The organism is Microbispora sp. NPDC046933 (genome assembly GCF_040644635.1).
GTDB lineage: Bacteria > Actinomycetota > Actinomycetes > Streptosporangiales > Streptosporangiaceae > Microbispora.
On sequence record NZ_JBEYWW010000022.1, the window covers coordinates 149,311 to 167,335 of the forward strand.

At 73.2% G+C, this 18,025-nt stretch carries 16 protein-coding genes; 10 read left to right on the forward strand and 6 right to left on the reverse strand.

The annotated features are described in order from the left end of the window. The first annotated feature begins 55 nt into the window (after window positions 1-55). Window positions 56-1,111, forward strand: a complete 1,056-nt coding sequence (locus tag ABZ857_RS27615; protein ID WP_357047880.1) for a helix-turn-helix domain-containing protein — start codon at window positions 56-58, stop codon at window positions 1,109-1,111. A gap of 5 nt (window positions 1,112-1,116) precedes the next feature. Here ABZ857_RS27615 and ABZ857_RS27620 read toward each other — a convergent pair whose 3' ends face one another. From ABZ857_RS27620 to ABZ857_RS27640, 5 genes are all read right to left on the reverse strand, one after another. After that, window positions 1,117-1,557 (reverse strand): hypothetical protein, encoded by a 441-nt coding sequence (locus tag ABZ857_RS27620; RefSeq protein WP_357047883.1) that lies wholly within the window; start codon window positions 1,555-1,557, stop codon window positions 1,117-1,119. Between the two features lie 93 nt (window positions 1,558-1,650). Continuing rightward, a complete protein-coding gene (locus tag ABZ857_RS27625) occupies window positions 1,651-2,751 on the reverse strand; it encodes an RNA polymerase subunit sigma-70 (protein WP_357047886.1) in 1,101 nt (366 codons plus the stop codon). A gap of 45 nt (window positions 2,752-2,796) precedes the next feature. After that, window positions 2,797-3,993, reverse strand: a complete 1,197-nt coding sequence (locus ABZ857_RS27630) for a hypothetical protein (RefSeq protein ID WP_357047889.1) — start codon at window positions 3,991-3,993, stop codon at window positions 2,797-2,799. A gap of 161 nt (window positions 3,994-4,154) precedes the next feature. Continuing rightward, entirely contained in the window at window positions 4,155-5,207 is a 1,053-nt protein-coding gene (locus ABZ857_RS27635; RefSeq protein ID WP_357047892.1) for a glycosyltransferase, read from the reverse strand. 130 nt (window positions 5,208-5,337) lie between these two features. Continuing rightward, window positions 5,338-7,143, reverse strand: coding sequence for a SpoIIE family protein phosphatase (locus ABZ857_RS27640; protein WP_357047895.1), 1,806 nt, complete (start codon window positions 7,141-7,143; stop codon window positions 5,338-5,340). 97 nt (window positions 7,144-7,240) lie between these two features. On the opposite strand from ABZ857_RS27640, the gene ABZ857_RS27645 reads away from it, so the two are divergent. Then, window positions 7,241-7,951, forward strand: coding sequence for a GAF and ANTAR domain-containing protein (locus ABZ857_RS27645; protein ID WP_357047898.1), 711 nt, complete (start codon window positions 7,241-7,243; stop codon window positions 7,949-7,951). A gap of 41 nt (window positions 7,952-7,992) precedes the next feature. Here ABZ857_RS27645 and ABZ857_RS27650 read toward each other — a convergent pair whose 3' ends face one another. Next, a complete protein-coding gene (locus ABZ857_RS27650) occupies window positions 7,993-8,349 on the reverse strand; it encodes an STAS domain-containing protein (protein WP_357047901.1) in 357 nt (118 codons plus the stop codon). A gap of 186 nt (window positions 8,350-8,535) precedes the next feature. Here ABZ857_RS27650 and ABZ857_RS27655 point away from each other — a divergent pair, with 186 nt between their 5' ends. The 8 genes from ABZ857_RS27655 (at window position 8,536) to ABZ857_RS27690 (ending at window position 17,853) form a co-directional block, all read left to right on the forward strand. Continuing rightward, window positions 8,536-9,315, forward strand: a complete 780-nt coding sequence (locus ABZ857_RS27655; RefSeq protein WP_357047904.1) for a SigB/SigF/SigG family RNA polymerase sigma factor — start codon at window positions 8,536-8,538, stop codon at window positions 9,313-9,315. A 120-nt stretch (window positions 9,316-9,435) separates the two neighbouring features. Next, entirely contained in the window at window positions 9,436-9,852 is a 417-nt protein-coding gene (locus tag ABZ857_RS27660) for an ATP-binding protein (RefSeq protein ID WP_357047907.1), read from the forward strand. A gap of 15 nt (window positions 9,853-9,867) precedes the next feature. Beyond that, window positions 9,868-11,166, forward strand: a complete 1,299-nt coding sequence (locus tag ABZ857_RS27665; protein ID WP_357047910.1) for an NAD(P)/FAD-dependent oxidoreductase — start codon at window positions 9,868-9,870, stop codon at window positions 11,164-11,166. Window positions 11,167-11,415: 249 nt separating this feature from the next. Then, on the forward strand, window positions 11,416-11,550 hold the full coding sequence (locus tag ABZ857_RS27670; RefSeq protein WP_357047913.1) for a hypothetical protein: 135 nt from the start codon (window positions 11,416-11,418) through the stop codon (window positions 11,548-11,550). Window positions 11,551-11,679: 129 nt separating this feature from the next. Next, a complete protein-coding gene (locus ABZ857_RS27675; protein WP_357047916.1) occupies window positions 11,680-12,876 on the forward strand; it encodes a radical SAM protein in 1,197 nt (398 codons plus the stop codon). Next, entirely contained in the window at window positions 12,873-15,167 is a 2,295-nt protein-coding gene (locus tag ABZ857_RS27680) for a prolyl oligopeptidase family serine peptidase (protein ID WP_357047919.1), read from the forward strand. The genes ABZ857_RS27675 and ABZ857_RS27680 overlap by 4 nt, the downstream gene beginning before the upstream one ends. Beyond that, complete coding sequence (locus tag ABZ857_RS27685; protein ID WP_357047922.1) at window positions 15,164-16,519, forward strand: hypothetical protein; 1,356 nt, start codon at window positions 15,164-15,166, stop codon at window positions 16,517-16,519. Before ABZ857_RS27680 ends, ABZ857_RS27685 begins: the two co-directional genes overlap by 4 nt. After that, the gene (locus ABZ857_RS27690; protein ID WP_357047925.1) at window positions 16,516-17,853 is read left to right on the forward strand and encodes an MFS transporter; all 1,338 of its coding nucleotides are present in this window, start codon (window positions 16,516-16,518) and stop codon (window positions 17,851-17,853) included. The genes ABZ857_RS27685 and ABZ857_RS27690 overlap by 4 nt, the downstream gene beginning before the upstream one ends. Window positions 17,854-18,025 lie beyond the last annotated feature (172 nt).

The window sequence follows — 18,025 nt, forward strand, 5'->3', positions numbered from 1 at the left end:
AAGTTCCACGGACATCCGCCACAGTATTTTTCGACAAATGCACAAGAATGTCAGCATGCAAGACATCGTCGATGAGATCTCCCGGCTGCTCGACGCCTCCGTCACGCTGGAGGACCGTTCGTTCAACCTGCTGGCGTACGGCGCGCAGAGCGGGGACATCGACCGTGTGCGGCAGGAGTCGATCCTGCGCAGGCACGCCTCCGACGAGGTGCGCGCCCACTTCGAGGCGTACGGCATCGCCACGGCGACGGGCCCGGTGCGCATCCCCGGGCTGCCCGGCCTGCTCGGCCGCGTGTGCGTGCCGCTGCGGCACGGCGGGGTGACCTACGGCTACCTGTGGGCGCTCGAATCCGGGGCGCTCACCGACGAGCGCCTGGCCGCCGTCGCGCCGCTGGTCGGCCGGGCGGCCGCGCTGCTGGCCACGCAGGCCCGCGGCCGGCACGCCCCGCTCCGCCAGTTCTTCTCGCCCGACCCCGCGGTCCGCGCCACCGCCGGGGTGGACGTCGAGGGCCCGGTGACGGCGGTCGCCGTACGGACGCCCGCGGAGGCCCCCGGACCGCCGCGCACGCTGCCGCGCGGCGTGCTGGCCGACCCCGACGTGACCGACACGGCCGTGGAAGCGCCGCTCCTCGCGGTGCTGGCGCCCGCCGCGCAGGCCGCGCACGTCGCGCGCCTCCTGCACGGCCTGTACGGCATGGCCGCCGGAGTCGGGGGCCCGCGCGACGACCCGGGGGAGGCGTGGCAGAGCTGGCGGGAGGCGCTGCTGGCGCTGCGGGTGGCCGAGCACGTCGAGCGGCACGCCCCCGTCGCCGACTGGAGCGCTCTCGGCGTCTACCGGCTGCTGGCCCGGCTGTCCCCGCGCGACCTGGCCGACCTCGCCGCCGAGTCGGCCGCCCTCACGCCCGGGATCGCGGCGAGCGTGGAGGCCTACCTCGACCACGCCGGGCAGGTCCAGGAGACGGCGGCGGCGCTGGGCGTGCACCGGCAGACGCTGTACTACCGCCTGGGCAAGGCCGGGCAGCTCACCGGGCTCGACCTCGCCGACGGGGAGGACCGCCTGCTGCTCCACCTGTCGCTGAAGGCGGCGGCCCTCCTCCCGACCCACCCGTGACGGGGCTATCCGACCCTGGTCATGTTCGACTCGTAGCCCCCGCCGCCCGGGTAGTGCCAGCGGCCGGTCATGGTGTCGCCTTCGGCGGTGAAGGTGCCCCGGAAGTAGGCCGGAGACCCCTTCGCGCCGAACCAGATGGTCAGCGTGTCGCCGTCGAGTTCGTAGACGTAGTCCAGCGTGTCGCCCCCGCTGCCGTAATAGCGGGACTTGATGTCCTCGCTCGGCTCGTCCGCTCCGTAGGGCCTCTCACGGCCGATGACCTCGATGCCGACGATCGGCTGACCGTCCTGCTCCAGCCGGATGTCCTGGACGAGGAAGAAGCCCCCCTCCATCCAGCGGTAGGTGACCGTGCCCTCCGCGCCGCCGGTCACGCGCCAGGAGCCGACCAGCCGGTCCAGCGCCCTGACCTGCTTGTCCGGCTGCGTCGTCTCGATGATGTCCGGCATGGTGCGCCCCTTCTCCATTGGTGACGGTGTGCGATGTCGCTCGTACGACGGCGCGGGCCGGGAGAAGGAATCGGTCCGCACGAGCATCCCGGATCACGATCCGGTAACGGCCTGTTCGACGGCGGAAGGGGCGACGGAGAGCGGCAGGCCGAGCAGGGGAAGCAGCTCGGGGCCGAAGGTGGTGATCTCCGTGACGAGGCCGTCCTCGGCGCACAGGACGTCGATGTTGACCGCGGTGTAGGAGGTCTCGCCGGGCCGCCGTACGTAGTTCGCCACCGCGGGCTGCCGGTTCACCGCGAGCGGGACGCAGTGCCACTCGCCCCAGCGCTCCTCGCCCTCCAGGACCGGACGCCACATGTCGAGCACGGCCGTCCGCCCGTCGAACACCAGGGCGGCGGGCGGCATGGACTGCAGGACGTCCTCGCGCAGCAGCGCCGCCAGCGCCCCCAGGTCGGCGTTCCTGGAGGCGGTGACGTAGCGTTCCAGCAGGTCGAGCTCGTCCCGGCTGGGCCGGGTGGCCGCGGCCCAGTCCCCCCGCCGCCTGGGCAGCCGCTCGCGCAGCGTCGCGCGGGCGCGCTGCAACGCGCTCTTGACCGAGGCGACGCTCATCTCCAGCGCCTCGGCGGTCTCGGCCACCGGCCAGCCGGCCACGTCGCGCAGGATGAGCACGGCCCGCTGCCGGGGCGGCAGGTGCTGGATCGCCGCCAGGAACGCCAGCTCGACGGTCTCCCGGGCGATGGCCACCGCGTCCGGCCCGCCCTCGTCCGGCGCCGCCAGGTCGAGCAGTTCGTCCGGATAGGGCTGCAGCCAGGGGACGTCGGCCGGGGCCGGACGCCCCGGGCTCTGCGAGGCGTCCGCCGCCACCACCTCGCGGGCGCGGGCCGGGCCGGACAGCGCGTCCAGGCAGGCGTTCGTGGCGATCCGGTACAGCCACGCCCGGAACGTGGAGCGTCCCTCGAAGCTCTCCCGCGCGCGCCAGGCCCGCAGCAGCGTCTCCTGCACCAGGTCCTCCGCGTCGGTGAACGACCCGAGCATCCGGTAGCAGTGCACCCGCAGCTCGTGCCGGTGACGCGCGGCGAGCTCGCCGAACACGGCCTCGTCGCCCGCCCGCACCGCCTCCGCGATGGGGTCAGTGGTGGGGTCCGCCCCGGAATCCGCCGTGGGTTCCCCGGCCGTGCCGTGCAGTTCGCTCACACCCGCCCCGCGTCTCCGTCACGCATCCGAGATCATCCGGAAAGGTTACCGCTCCGGAGCCCGGTAGATCCGCACCCAGTCGACGTCCACGGTGCCGCCGGAGGCGTCGTTGCGCAGCACCAGGCCCATCTCCTGGGACCGGGGGACGTACGGGCCGGTGTAGTTCCACACCTGCCTGCCGTCCAGCCAGAAGGTCACCCGGCCGGGCAGCCAGTCGACGGTGACCGTGTGCCACTGGGTGAAGTCGGCCGCCATCTCGGCCCGGGCCACTTCCCGGCCCTGCCGGACGGAGAGCTCCGTGCGCCGCCCGCCCGCGACCTCCGCCACGCCGATCGCCGCGTCCTCCGCCCCCGCGCCGTCCGTCTCCGCTCCATGCGACTGCGGGACGTCGTCCTGCGGGCCGGCGAACTCGACGTCGTCGTACCACGATTCGTCGTATCGGGAGCCGTCGTATTGGGAGCCGTCGCGCCGTGAGTCTCCGTATCGGGAGCCGTCGCGCCGTGAGTCTCCGTATCGGGAGACCTCCGACCGGGCGGACCGCAGCAGCACGACGGGAAGCGCGCCCTCCCCGGCCCGCAGGCGGACCTCCCAGCGGCCGTACCGCTGGACCGACGTCCCGGACAGGTCCACGCCGTCGCCGCCCCCGGTGAGGCGCAGCGCCTCCCCGCCGAAGTCCTCGGCCAGGGCCGGGCTGCCCCACCCACTCGCGGAGGCGCCGGACGAGCGGGGCGACGGGGTACGGGACGGCGGGGTACGGGACGGCGTCCGCGACGGCGGGGAGGACTCCGGCGCGGCCCCGTGCCCGCCTCCGGGGATCGCCCGGGCGGGCGCGCGGCCTTCCCCGGCTACGTCCTCCGGCTGGATGACGTCCACCACGCGCGGCCCGTCCGCCGAGCGCACCGGCCCCGCGAGCCGCATCGGCGGCTCGGTCTCGGTGGGTGCGGACGTCGCCCCCGTGCCGGACGAGAGGAGGGGGGAAGGAACGGGTGAAAGGCTGGGGGAGGGGCGCGGCGACGGGCCCGCCGGGACGTCGCCGATCTTCTCCGCGGTTTTCTCCGAAGTCTTTTCCGCGGTCTCGTCGCCCTTCCGGCCGTTGGCGTCCTGGCCGGTCGGCGCGGCGGCCGCGGTGGCGGTCTGTGTCGCGCCCAGCCCTGCCGCGTTCGCGTTTCCCGGCTGGTCGCCGGGCGAACCGGGGGAGGACGCGGACTTCTGGGCGGTGGACTCGGCCCCGGCGTTGAACACCTTCGTGGAGTCCCCGCTCGAACAGGCGGTGGGGGGGGGGGGGGGGGCAGCCCCCCCCCCCCCCCCCCCACCGCTAAACCAGGCCCATGAAGTGACATGAGCCGAGTTAATCACATGAATTCACTCAGATAACGGCCCAAATCCGGTAATATCTCTTGCCTTTACGCGCACGTCTTCTCGTATACGCGAAGCAGTTCCATGCTGATTCGCTCGACCGAATAGCGGGAACGGGCCCGGTCGGCGGCCGCGTAGCCGATGGCCGTGCGCAGGGTGGCGTCGCCGAGCAGGCGGCGGATCCGGTGGGCGATCTCCAGCGGGCGGTCGGGCCGGGTCAGGAATCCGGTCACGCCGTCCACCACCGAGTCGAGGTGCGCCCCGGCGGCCGAGGCGATGACCGGGATGCCGCAGGCCATGGCCTCCAGCGCCGCCGTGCCCGTGGGAACGGTCGGCGGCAGCGACAGCACCAGGTCGGCGCTGCGCATGAGCTTGGGCATGGCGGTGTGCGGGACCATGCCCAGCACCTCCACGCGGTCCGCCACGCCGTGCTCCCCGGCGAGGGCGCGCAGCCGCTCGACGCTCTGGTCGTCGCCGCCGGCGATCACGAGCTCGGCGTCCGGGACCGCCCGCAGCGCGTGCACGGCGCAGTCGGCGCCCACGTGCCCCACGTGCAGGAGGCGGGGCCGCTCGCCCCGCGGGAAGGCGGGGCCCTGGCGGCGGAAGCGCTCGATGTCCACGCCGTGCGGGACGACCGAGATGTTGCGGCGGGGAACGCCCATCCGGATCAGTTCCGACTCCTCGTCGGCGCAGGCGGCGATGACCGCCCTGGCCCGGCGGCCGATCGCGCACTCCAGCCGCCGCACCGGCGCGGTGCTCCGGCTGTCGTCGTAGTGACTGTGGAAGGTCTGCGTGACGGGCACGCCCAGGCCCTCGGACCCGGCGATGGCGGCCAGGCCGCTGGACCACGAGTAGGCGTGGATGATGTCCGGGCGATGCTCCCGCCACCGGCGCCGCAGGCCGTCGCTGAAGTCCGAGATGTAGGGGAGGAGGTCGCTTTCCGACAGCTCCACGTCGGGTCCTGCGGGCACGTGCTCGACGCCGTCACCCGTGACCATCGACCGGGTGTAGACGGTCACCCGGTGGCCCCGCCCCAGCTCGCGGGCGATGGCGGGAGTGTCGGGAGTCAGCTCGTGCGCGGAGACGATCGCGATATCCATGGCACACCTCAAGACAGGAAGGCGTCTGAAAGGGTGTGCCTGCGTCCTAGGCACGATCGGTGTAGATGATGTTTACCTTACTCTGATTCCCGCTAAACGCCTAATCGGGAAAAATCATGCGCACTCCTGGTCAGCGGGATCGGCGCAGCGTGAGGACGGTGATCTCGTCGACCGCGTGGCTGCCGCAGAAGGCCCGGTGGTCCTCCTCGATGGCCTTGACGACCGCGCTCGGGGGCTGTCCGGCGCAGCGGGCGAGGGCCTCGGTGAGCCGCTGCTCGCCGTAGTTGTCCCCGGCGGGGCTCTGGGAGCCCACCAGGCCGTCGCTGTACAGCACGAGCGCCTCCCCGGCCGACAGGGTGAGCTCCTCCGTCGCGGGGACCGAGCCCTCCTCGAAGCCCAGCGGGACGCCGCCGCCCTCGGAGAACCGGACACCGCCGCCCGGCTGGATCAGCGCGGCGGGGTGGTGACCCGCGGAGGCGAGCCGCACCTTGCGGCCCCGCACGAAGCCGGCGGCGGCCATCACGAACAGGCCCGTGTTCTGCGCGACGAGGGCGTCGCTGACCTTGCGCAGGGCCTGCCCCGGGTCGTCCTCCCACACGCTCAGCACGCGCAGGCCGTTGCGGACCATGGCGGTGACGGACGCCGCCTCCTCGCCGCGTCCCGCCGCGCTGCCGATCACGAAGCCCCACCCGTTCTTGACGGGGAACACGTCGTAGAACTCGCCGCCGATGGCGCGCATGCCGGAGCCGGGGTGGTAGGCGGCGGCGATCTCGAAACCGGGGATGTCGGGGAGCGTGCGGGGGAGCACGCCGGTCTGCAGGGTGTCGGCGGCCTGCGCCCGGCGCTGGAACCCCTGCTGGGCCCGCATCGCCAGGCCGAGGTGCAGGCCGATCTCCTCCATCAGGCCCAGGTCGGCCAGGCCGAACGGCGGCCGGTCGCGCAGCCGCACCAGCGTGAGCACGCCGCGCGCCTCGTCGTCCGTGCGGATCGGCACGCTGAGCAGCGAGCCCGCGCGCATCGCCTGGAGCACGTCGCCGCCGAGCACCGAGTCGTCGGTCAGCATCTCGTGGACGACGCCGCTCTGCGTCGCCATCACCTGCTCCACGACCGGAGCCAGCGCGGGCGGGGCCTCCTCGACCGTCCGCTGCAGCCGCCCGACCGGCTGGTCGCTCGGCCCGACGACGACCGACCGGACCAGTTCGCCGTCCCTGGTGACGTCCGCGATCACCCAGTCGGCCGTCTCCCCGGCCAGCAGGCGGGCCGCCCGCAGCAGGGCGACGGGCTCGCGCAGGCTCTCCTCGTCCAGCAGCAGCCCGGTCAGCCGCGACAGCAGCTCGTGCCGCCTGGCCGCCGCCAGGACCGCCGCGTCGTCGGGCACGCCCGCCTGCACGGCCGGCTCGGGCAGCTGGACCTCGGTGGGCAGCACGACCCCGGCGATCATCTCCTGCGGCTCGCCCGGCATGCGCAGGCGGCTCAGCACCAGCCGTACGGTGTGGGCGCGGCCCTGGTGGGCCAGCCGGGTCTGGAACGAGGCGCTGTCGTCGCCGTGGAGGACGGCGGCGAAACGCTGCCGGAACGCGGCGCGGGCGGTCACGTCGACGAGCAGCGGGAAGGCGCGGCCGATGAGGTAGCCGGCGGGGCTGCCGAGCAGGCGGGTGGTCTCGTTGTTGATCCGGCGCACCGTGCCGCCGGTGTCCATGATGATCACGGGGATCGGCAGCGCGCGGAACACCTGGCGCAGCAGCTTCTGCTCGCGCTGACTGCCGCCGTCCCTGCGCCTGCGGCTGCGCGCCAGCTCGCTCAGCGCCTTGCGGACCAGTTCCTCGGCGGCGTCCAGCTCCCGTAGCATCGCACCCGGATCGGGATCGTCCCGTAGGCTGGCGATGCGGTCGGCGAGCCCGCTCAACGCGCGCTCAAGCTCGGCGGTGTCGGGCAAGCTGCCCCCCTCTCTCGACGTAGACGCTACGCCAAACCCCGGGCCTAATCGATCCAGCCTGGATTAACCCGGAAACTATGGGAATGGTCTTTCTACCATGGAGACGACATCCATCCTCGCGCGTGACCTCGCGGCGCTCGGCCGTGTGACGGAGGGCACGTCGGCCGAGAGCGTCCTGCGCGGCATCACGGAGGCGGTGGCGCGAGGCGTGCCCGGCTGCGCCGGCGGCACGGCCGAACTGTGGATGGAGGAGCGCGTGCTGCTGGCCGCCTCCCACAGCGAGCTCACCGTGCTGATCGACCGCGAGCGCGACCTACGCGAGGGCCCGTCGCGGGAGGCGCTGTCCACCGGGCGCCCGGTGACGATCCCCGACGTGATGCGCGAGTCGCGCTGGTCCCGCTACGCCGCCACGGCCGTGCGGCACGGGGTGCGCTCGGTCCTCGTCGTGCCGATCGCCGTGGAAGGCGCCGTCGTGATCATCGGCCTGTACGGCGTGCGCCCCGGCGTGTTCACCTCCGGCGGCCCGCTCATGGCCCTGCTGCGCGAGCAGGTCACCGTGGCGCTGGCCAACATCTGGGAGTTCGACGACGTCCTGACCGGCGCGGCGCAGATGCAGGAGGCCCTGGCGGGCCGGTCGGTGATCGACCAGGCCAAGGGCATCATCATGTCGAAGAGCGGCTGCTCGGCCGAGGAGGCGTTCGAGGAGCTCAGGCGGGTGTCGCAGCACCACCAGGTCAAGGTGGCCGACCTGGCCAGGCTCCTGGTGACCGAGCACCAGCAGAAGCACGGGGGAGCCGCCCCGGCCTGAGCGGGCCGTACGCGCGGGGGAGGGGCCGGCGGCGGGCGGGCTCAGGCGGCGAACGCGGCCAGGGCCTCGTCGAGGGTGTCGAACAGGGGCAGCCGCTCCGACAGGCCGGTCACCCACATCACCTTGGAGTTCGGGTATTGCACGGAGATCAGCGCGAAGTTGCCGCCGGCCGTGGTCGAGCGCTGCCAGTGGTGCACGATCAGGCCCAGCGCCCGGGAGTCCATGAACGTGACGCCGCCCAGGTCAAGGATCATGCCGGGGCCGTGGTCGTCCGCCGCCGCGTCCAGATAGTCGGAGAACTGCTCACGTGTCGTGGCGTCGAGGACACCGTTCACATGGATCACCACGATGTCCCCCGCCATGCTCGACGACAGGGACAGCAGTCCGTTGTTAGACACCTCGCGCCTCCTCTGCGGCAACATTACTGGTGCCGAAGGGGTGGTGATACTCCTGATTTTGGGGCAATATACTGAAGCAGAGGTCCAGCAGAGGGCCTCGTCTCGATACTGTAGCGAGGCGTGCCTTCTGCGTGGTCACCCCAGCGCGTAGGCGCCCTCGCGAGAAAATACGAGGGGACTGCGCAGATGGCTGCCGAGGTCCATGTAGAGACCGCCAGCAATCCGACCGCCGAAGAGCTCCTGGCCGAGCTGGCCGAGGACGGACTGTCCGAGGAGCGGCGGGAACGCCTCCGTGAGAAGATCGTCGAAATGCACCGCCCGATGGCGAGGGACATCGCCCGGCGGTATCTCAACCGCGGCGAGCCGATGGAAGACCTCCTCCAGGCCGCGTACGTCGGCCTCATGAAGGCCATCAACGGCTTCGACCCCACTCTGGGCCACAGCTTCCGCGGCTACGCCATGGTCACCATGACGGGCGAGGTCAAGCGGCACTTCCGGGACCGCACCTGGGCCGTCCGGGTGCCCCGCGTCTACCAGGAGCGCCGGGCCGAGCTCAACCGGCACGTCGCCGACATGACCCAGGAGCTGGGCCGGTTCCCCACCGTCGCCGAGCTCGCCAAGAAGATGGGCCTGTCCGAGGAGGACATGCTCCTCACGATGGACGCCTCCGCGGCGTACAGCACCCTCTCCCTCGACGCGCCGATCGGCGCGGACGACGACGCCGCCGCCCTCGGCGACGTGATCCCCGAAGAGGACGACGCGCTCGACACCCTGGTGGACACCGAGGCGCTGAAGCCTCTCATCGACCTTCTCCCCGAGCGGGAGAAGAACATCCTCCTGCTGCGCTTCTACGGCAACATGACCCAGGCCGAGATCGCGGCGGAGTTCGGCATATCGCAGATGCACGTCTCACGGATCCTCCGCAAGACCCTCGACCAGCTCCGGGCGGAGCTCGTCGCGGGATGAGAGGATGCGGCGATGCACGGGACACCGTCTGTGCCGAGGCGGTGTCCCGGGGTATCTTCGTCCTGCCCACAGCCCATAGATCCTGAGACGGCCAGATTTCCGGCGGGAGGCGTGTACCGGGTGAAAGATGACGGCGTTCCCGCGCACGTCACCAGAGCGGCCAGGGAGCGTGCCTTCTCCTTAGCCGATCTGCCCGATCTGCGGGAGTTCGCCGCCGCCGAGGCGCTGCGTCGCGGCATGCGGGAGGACGCGATCGGCGACTTCCTCGTCGCGCTCAACGAGGTCGCCACCAACGCGGTCACCCACGGGTCGACCAAGGCGCGGCTGGGTGTCCGGCGGGAGGGGCCGGCCCTGGTGGTCGCCGTCCACGACGACGGCCGGGAGTGGCGTTTCGAGGGCGAGCCGGGCCACGACCCGCCTCCGGAGAACGCGACCAGCGGCATGGGGCTGTGGGTGGCACGCATGTTGAGCAACGATCTCCAGGTCACCACCGGCCCCAGGGGAACCACCGTGACGATGCGTTTCCTCCTTGAGTAGGGGTAGGGGACAGCCATGGCTGTCCCACGGATTCTGATCGTCGGCGGCGGATACGTCGGCATGTACACAGCACTCCGCCTGCAGCGCAGGCTCCGCCGCGGCGAGGCACTCGTGACCGTTGCGGATCTCGACTCCTACATGACCTACCAGCCCTTCCTGCCGGAGGCGGCCGCCGGGAACATCGAGGCGCGGCACGTCGTCGTCCCGCTCAGACGGGTGCTGTCCCGGTGCCAGATCCTCAGCGGGCGGGTCACCCAGGTGCGGCTGGCCGACCGCAAGGCGGAGTTCACCCCGCACGAGGGGCCCGACCTCACCATCGACTACGACTACCTCGTCGTCGCGCCGGGCTCGATCTCGCGGCTGCTGCCGGTGCCCGGCCTGGCCGAGAACGGCATCGGCTTCAAGACCATCGAAGAGGCCATCGCCCTGCGCAACCACGTGCTCGGCCGCCTCGACATCGCCGCGTCCACCCCGGACCCCGAGGTCCGCCGCAGGGCGCTCACCTTCGTCTTCGTCGGTGGCGGCTACGCCGGAGTGGAGGCCCTGGCCGAGCTCGAGGACATGGCGGCCGGCGCCTGCAAGTATTTCGAAGGCATCAGCCGCGAGGACATGCGCTGGGTGCTCGTGGAGGCCACCGACCGCATCCTGCCCGAGGTGGGGCCGGACATGGGCAAGTGGACGGCGTCGCAGCTGCGTGAGCGGGGCATCGAGATCCGCATGGGCACGCTGCTGAAGTCCGCGGAGAGCTGCCACATCGTGCTGAGCGACGGCGAGGAGTTCGACGCCGACACCCTCGTCTGGACGGCGGGCGTCAAGCCGAACCCGCTGGTCGGCGCGGGCGACCTGCCCCTGGACAAGAAGGGCAGGATCAGGGTCGATCCGTACCTGCGCGTGCACGGCACCGACTTCGCCTTCGCCGCGGGCGACTCCGCCGCCGTGCCCGACCTCACCCGCCCGGGCGAGTTCTGCCCGCCCAACGCCCAGCACGCCGTACGGCAGGCCAAGACGCTGGCGGACAACCTGCTTGCGGCGCTGCGCGGGGAGGCCCAGCGGCCGTACCGGCACAGGTACGCGGGGTCGGTGGCGAGCCTGGGACTCTACAAGGGGGTCGCGCAGATCTACGGCCGGGAGCTTCGCGGCTTCCCCGCCTGGCTGATGCACCGGACCTATCACCTGACGCGGATGCCGACCATGAACAAGAAGACCCGGATCCTCATGGACTGGACGCTCGGGCTGTTCTTCCCCCGGGAGATCATCTCGCTGGGGGCCATCGAGGAGCCGCGCAAGGAGTTCACCCTGTCCGCCCGCTCGTGAGCGTCGGCGCCGCGGGCGGTCCGGAGGCGAGCACGGCGTGAGCGGATCCACACCCGCCGGCTCGCCACCGTGGCCGTTCGACCGGTGCGGCTCCTCCGGCTCCTTCGGCACCCCTTCAGCGCGCCGGCGCGCTCGCGGCGCCGGTATGGCGGCGCTATGCCGTCGCCATACCACCGCCGAACTGGCCTTTCCTACCGTAGGGGTCATCCCTGGTGAGCGGCTTCGGCCCCTGGAAGGCGAGGAGTAGCCATGTCCGAGGCGAACGACAACCCGAGCGTCGAGCCGGAGATCACGGACGAGGAAGGCCCCGAGGTCGTCGCGCACTCCGACGAGGAGTCCGAGGACAATCCCCTCTGCATCTCGATCAACATCGAGGTCCACTAGGTCGGGCCGGCCGGAGCGGCCGGACATCCTCCGGACGCCCCGGCGCCGACCACGGCGCCCGGGCACGTCTCGTCGGCTCGGTCCTCCGGAAGGGCCGGGCATCCTCGTCGTCCCCGCTTGGAGGATTCGGTGATCGAAGCGAGCAACCGTGAGGACGAGGCGCCCCCGCGGCTGATCCGGGGAGAGCGCGGCTGGTGGTTCCTGGGGCCGGGCGGCATCGCCCGGCTCGGGGACGGGCATCTGACCCCGGCGCGCACGCTGCGCCCGGACGTCGAGCGCGGTCTCCGCGAGCAGGGGCTGTTCACCGTACGGCCCAGCCGCAGCTACTCCCTGACCGTGCTGACGGCCACCGCGTGCAACCTGGGCTGCGCCTACTGCTTCCAGAACCTTGACCAGGACGGCGGCGGCGGCACCAGCCCGCCGCGCATCGGCTCGGTCAGGCTGACCTCCGGCGTCATCGCCGAGATCCTCACGTTCGTGGGGCGGCGGCAGGCGGAGTCGGGGCTCGACGGCCTCCTCCTCACCATCTTCGGGGGAGAGCCGCTGATGAACCCGCGAGGCTGCCTTGAGCTGCTCGAACGCGCCGCCGGCTACGGGCTGCGCCGCGCGGGCATGGTCTCCAACGGAACGCTGCTGACGCCGCGGCTGGCCCGGCAGCTCGCCGACCTGGGGCTGCGATACGTACAGGTGACCTTCGACGGCGACCGGCCCGACCACGACCGGATCCGGGTGCGCAGGACAGGCGGCGGCACGTTCGACGCCATCGTGGGCGCCATGGCCGCGATGACGGAGACCACCTCGGTCAGATGCGACCTGCGGGTCAACGTCTCGCCTCAGAACGTGGCCGGAATCGACACGCTGGTCGAGCGGCTGGCCGCCGCGCTGGACCCGTCCCGGTGCACCATCCACTTCGCCCGGGTCGGCGACGCCGGCGTCGGCTACGAGGACACGCTGGCGTACTCCGACGATCTGGCGGACCGGTTCATCCGCTGGCAGCGCCGCGCGCTCGACCTCGGCTTCACCGTCCCCCGTCCCCACGTCCGGCGGCCCTGCAACGCGTGCTCCTATCGGGACGGCAAGTACGGGGCGGTCGTCAGCCCCGACGGCGCGCTGTACAGCTCCTGGACCACCGCCGGCAGACCCGAGTTGCGGGTGGGCACGGCCCGCGACGGCTACCTGCCCGGCGAGCGGACCGAGGACCGATGGATCACGTGCGAGGACACGTACGGGCGGGCGGGCGACACGCGGGAGGCGGCGCGGTTCCGCGATCGGGTGGACGCGGCGCACCTCGACCACCTCAGCGCGACCGGCCGGCTGCGGGCATGAGCGAGGGCCGCACGAGCGAGTACCCCGCCGCTGCCCGGGAGGACCGGACCGAGGTGTTCCACGGCCACGTGGTGGCGGACCCGTACCGGTGGCTGGAGGACTCCGGCGACGAGCGGACCCGCGCGTGGACCGCGGCCCAGGACGCGCTGTTCGACGCCGAGCGGGCCGCGTGGCCGCACCTGGAGAAATGGCAGGTGGCGCTGGCCCGCCTGCACGCGTTCCCGCTGTCGTCGGTGCCCCGCCCCCGCGGGGACCGCGTCTTCTTCACCCACAGGGAGCCCGGCGCGGAACACCCGGTGCTGCTGGTCGCCGAACACGGCACCGTAAGGCCCCTGGTGGACCCGCTCACCCTCGACCCCAGCGGGCGAACGGTGCTGGAGGCGTGGCATCCCTCCGTCGAGGGCGACCTGCTCGCCTTCCAGGTGTCCGCCGACGGCCTGGAGGACTGCGTGCTCCGGGTGATCGACGTCGCCACCGGCGCCGTGGTCGACGGCCCCGCAGACCGGGTGCGGCGGACCCCGGTCGCCTGGCTGCCGGGCGGCCGGGCGTACTACTACGTGCGCCGGCTGCATCCCCGCCTGAATCCGGGGGAGGAGCGCTACCACCGGCGCGTCTATCTGCACCGGGTGGGCGCCGACCCGGACGACGACGTCCTCGTCTTCGGCGAGGGCCGGGAGAAGACGAGCTTCTACACCGTCGCCGTCACACCGGACGGCCGCTGGCTGAGCGTCTCGTCGACCCTCGGCACCCGTCCCGCCACCGATCTGTGGCTGGCCGACCTGGCCGGCCCGGACGGCGCCCCCGACCGGCCCCGGCTGCGCGCCGTGCGGACGGGCACGCCCGCCCGCAGCAGGCTCCACATCGCCCCGGGCACGGCGCCCGGCGACCCGATCTGGCTGCGTACGGATCTGGACGCCCCCCGGGGGCGGGTCGTGGTGACCACTGTCGCCGACGCTGTGGCCGGCGCTGTGGCCGGCACCGTCGCCGACACCGCCGCGGAACGGTGGCGCACGCTCATCCCGGAGCGGCCGGACGCGGTGCTGGAGGACTTCGCGCCGCTGCGCGACCCGGCGCTGCCGCGTCCGCGCGCGCTGGTCTCCTGGACCCGCCACGCCGTGTCCGAGATCACCCTGCACGACCTCGCCGACGGCCGGGAACTGGCCCAGGTGCCGCTGCCGGGCAGGGGCACCATCGGCCGGTTCGCCACGCGGCCCGAGGGCGGGCACGAGGTGTGGTTCGGCTACCACGACCACGTCACGCCGCCGAGGGTGCTGCGCTATGACGCCCGTACGGGGACGCTGGAGACTTGGCCGTGCCCGGCGGTGCCTGCCATGGCCTCTCCGACGCGGACGCCCGTCCCGTCTCTCCCGCCGGGTGCCTTCCCGGCGTCCGTCCCGTCTTCTCCCTCGGCTTCTGCCCCCGCTGTTCCTCCCGCTGTTCCTCCCGCTTTTCCCTCGGCGCCGGTCCCGTCGCCGGAGCCGGGCTCCGTGACGACCACGCAGGTCGCCTTCCCGTCCAGGGACGGCACCACCGTGCGGATGTTCGTCCTCTCGCCGCACGGCGTGCCGGACCGCAGGCGCCCGGCGATCCTCAGCGGGTACGGCGGTTTCGGTATCTCCATGACTCCCGTCTACACGCCGCAGGCGCTGGCCTGGGTCCGGGCCGGCGGGGTCTACGCGATCGCGTGCCTGCGCGGCGGGGGAGAGGAAGGCGAGGAGTGGCATCGCGCCGGGACGGGCCTGCGCAAGCAGAACGTCTTCGACGACTTCGACGCCGCCACCGACCTCCTGATCGGGCAGGGCTGGACCGCCCCCGACCGCCTCGGCGTCCTGGGGGAGTCCAACGGGGGGCTGCTCGCCGCGGCGGCGCTCACCCAGCATCCTGACAAGTACGCCGCGGTCGTCTGTGTCGCGCCGCTGCTGGACATGCTCGCCTACGAGCGGCTGGGCATGGGCCCGAGCTGGCGGGCGGAGTACGGCAGCGTGCGCGACCCCGGGGAGTTCCGCGCGCTGCTGGCCTACTCGCCCTACCACCTGGTGCGCGAGGGCCTGCCGTACCCGCCGGTGCTGTTCGCCGTCGCCGACGGCGACACCCGGGTGGACCCGGGCCACTCGCGCAAGATGTGCGCCCTGCTGCAGTGGGCGTCGGCCGGTCCGGGCCCCGTACTGCACCGGCTGGACCGGGGCGTCGGCCACGGCGCCAGGTCCGAGTCGGTGAGGCTCGCGCTGCTCGCCGACGTCGTCGCCTTCCTCGCGCGGCACTGCGGCCTCGACCCGGTGGGTCTGCCGTGAACGTCCTCCTGTGCCCGCTCAGCGACGCCGGCTACCTCTACCCCGCCCTCGCGGTCGGCAGGCAGCTCCGCCGGCGCGGGCACGCCGTCTTCCCCCTCGCCCGGCCCGGTGCGGCCGGCGTCGTGGGCGAGGCGGGCTTCGCCGCGCTGAACGCGCACGAGTACGGCGGAGTCCGCGCCTTCTCGGCCGCCTGGTGGGGCGAGACCGGCGCCCTCCAGTATCGGACCGTGGTCCGCGCGGCCCGCGAGGTCCGGGCCGACGCGCTGGTCACCTCGATCCTGTGCCACGGCGCGATCCTCGCCGCCGAGGCGCTCGACCTGCCGGTGGTGGTGCTGGGCTTCGCGACGCACCTGTGGACGTACGCCCGCGGCGCTGAGGGGGAGCGGCACGGGCGCGCCGTCATGCGGGAGCTGCGGCTGGTGGAGCTGCTGCGCCTCTACGACCTCACGCGGGAGCAGGCGGGGCTGCCGCCCCGCCGGGACCGGAGACGGGACCTCCCGCTGATCGGGTCGGGCCTGCTGCTCCGCGGAGACCCGGCGCTGGAGCATCCGGGGGCGGAGCTGCCCGAGGGCGTGCGCCACGTGGGGCCGTGCCCGTGGGAGCCTGCCGCCGACCCGGCCGCGCTGCACCGGCTGGCCGGGCATGTGCGCCGGATCGGCAAACCCGTCGTGTACGTGCATCTGGGCCGGGTGTTCGGCGGGGAGAGCATGTGGCCCCGGCTGAACGCGACGTTCACCGGCAGCCCGTTCCAGGCCGTGGTCGAGCGGGGCCGTTCCGGCGAGCCGAGGCCCGCCCCGGGAGCGGACGTCGTCGTGGTGCGCGAACCCTGGATGGGCCCCCTGATCGAGCTGTCGGACCTGGTGCTGACGAACGGCACCTCGTCTCCCGTCCTGGCCGCGCTCATGCGGGGAAAGCCCCTGGCCGTCGCGCCGATCGGCTCAGAGCAGCCGATGCTGTCCGAGGCGTGCGTACGGGCCGGTGTGGCGGTCGGGTTTCCCCCGGGCCCCGTGGGCGACGGCGTCCCGGCGCTCGGCACCGCGTACGCGGGCGGGCTGGACGAGCGCGTGCGCGAGCTCGGCGCGCGCCTGAACACCTCCGGCGGCGCCGCCGCTGCCGCCGACGCGGTGGTCGCCGCCACCTCGTCGGCGCGGGCGGGCGCGCACGGTGCCGCGCCTACCGATGTCGCGCCTACCGATGTCGCGCCTATCGATGTCGCACCTACCGGTGTCGCGCCTACCGATGTGACCCACACCGATGTCGCGGCCACCGCCCAAGTACCGGTCCAGGGCGGCGCGTGGACTCCCGCCTCCGATGCTCCCACCGACATCGGCGCCTACAGAGGTAGCCCATGAGCGAACCCCCGCCCCTGCGGCGCAACATGCGCTTCCAGTTCCTGTGGTTGGGCTCGGTGACGTCGGAGCTGGGCTCCTCACTGACCGGGCTCGCCCTGCCGCTGCTGATCCTGGCGGTCACCGGCTCCGCCGCGCTGGCCGGGCTCACCGCCGCCTGCCGCATCACCACCGGTGTCCTCGTCTCGCTCCCCGCGGGGGTGTGGGTGGACCGGTGGGACCGGCGCCGGATCCTGCTGTGCAGCGAGGCCGTACGGGCCGTGGCTCTGGCCACCCTCGCGGCGGCGGTCCTCGCCGACCGGGTGACGATGGGGCACATCGTCGCCGTGTCCGTGACCAACGGGGCCGCGGACGCGTTCTTCCGGCCCGCCCGCGACGCGGCGATCCGCGCCGTCGTTCCCGCGAGCCAGCTCATAACGGCGTACGCGCAGGACGAGGCGCGCGGCCACGCGACGGTCCTCGCGGGGCCGCCGCTCGGCGGGTTCCTGTTCGGCCTGGGCCGGGTCGTCCCGTTCGCCGTGGACGCGGTCACCTACGTGGTCTCGATGGTGTGCGTGCTGCTGGCCAGGGTCCCGCGACGGCCCCAGAACGTCGAGGACTCCGGCAAGACCCGGATGCGGGCGGACATCGCGGAGGCGGCCCGCTGGCTGTGGCACCGGCCCGCGCTGCGGGCGGGGCTGGGCTTCTCCCTGGTCGCCAACCTCGCCGCCAACGCGCTGCTGCTGCCGGTGGTCGTGCTGGTCGGATCCCGCGGCGGGAACCCCGCGGTGACCGGGATGGTTCTCGCGGGTCTGGGGTTGGGCGGTCTGCTCGGAGCCGCCCTGTCGGCGAAGATCGGCGCCCTGCTGCCGCCCGGCAAGCTGATGCTGGCGGTCGTCGGCGTGTTCGCGCTCGCCGTCTGCGCGACCACCCTCCCGTTCGGCCCCTACTGGCCCGCGGTCCCGCTCATCCTGGCGATGATCGCGGCCCCGGCGCTCAACGTGGTCCTGCGCGTGCTCGTGGCCACGCTCGTCCCGGACGCGATGATGGGCCGGCTGACCTCGCTCCTCCGGGTGGCGACCATGGGCCTGGCCCCGCTCGGGCCGTTGCTGGGCGGTGTCCTGGCGGACCGTGCCGGTGGCGTCGGCGCGCTGCTCGCCATCGGCGGCTCGCTCGCCGTGTGCTGCGTCCTGGCCGCGACGAGTGCCACGCTGCGCGGGCTCGAAGGCGCCCCGGAGGCGGCCGTGCCCACCGTGCCTCCCGAGCCCACCGAGTCCACCGAGCCCGCCGAGCCCGCCGAGCCAACCGACACAACCGAGCCCGCCGAGCCGGACCGCGAACCGGTGGCCGAGCGGTGATGTGGGCGCCGAGCGCGCCGGCGTCTCGACGGGCGACCGCCGGCACGCCGGTCATGCCGGCGTCGTGGAGAGAGGTGGCGGCGGTGGCGCCATGGGACAGGACCGCCTGACGAGAACCGCCGGGGCGGGGGGGGACCGACGCGGGCGCCCCCGCGATCGCGGCGGAGAAGGA

Coding starts and splice junctions, on each gene's coding strand:
- ABZ857_RS27670 (WP_357047913.1), top strand. CDS start 11,416: ATGTCCGAGGCGAACGACAACCCGAGCGTCGAGCCGGAGATCACGGAC.
- ABZ857_RS27690 (WP_357047925.1), top strand. CDS start 16,516: ATGAGCGAACCCCCGCCCCTGCGGCGCAACATGCGCTTCCAGTTCCTG.
- ABZ857_RS27665 (WP_357047910.1), top strand. CDS start 9,868: ATGGCTGTCCCACGGATTCTGATCGTCGGCGGCGGATACGTCGGCATG.
- ABZ857_RS27645 (WP_357047898.1), top strand. CDS start 7,241: ATGGAGACGACATCCATCCTCGCGCGTGACCTCGCGGCGCTCGGCCGT.
- ABZ857_RS27620 (WP_357047883.1), bottom strand. CDS start 1,557: ATGCCGGACATCATCGAGACGACGCAGCCGGACAAGCAGGTCAGGGCG.
- ABZ857_RS27655 (WP_357047904.1), top strand. CDS start 8,536: ATGGCTGCCGAGGTCCATGTAGAGACCGCCAGCAATCCGACCGCCGAA.
- ABZ857_RS27615 (WP_357047880.1), top strand. CDS start 56: ATGCAAGACATCGTCGATGAGATCTCCCGGCTGCTCGACGCCTCCGTC.
- ABZ857_RS27680 (WP_357047919.1), top strand. CDS start 12,873: ATGAGCGAGGGCCGCACGAGCGAGTACCCCGCCGCTGCCCGGGAGGAC.
- ABZ857_RS27635 (WP_357047892.1), bottom strand. CDS start 5,207: ATGGATATCGCGATCGTCTCCGCGCACGAGCTGACTCCCGACACTCCC.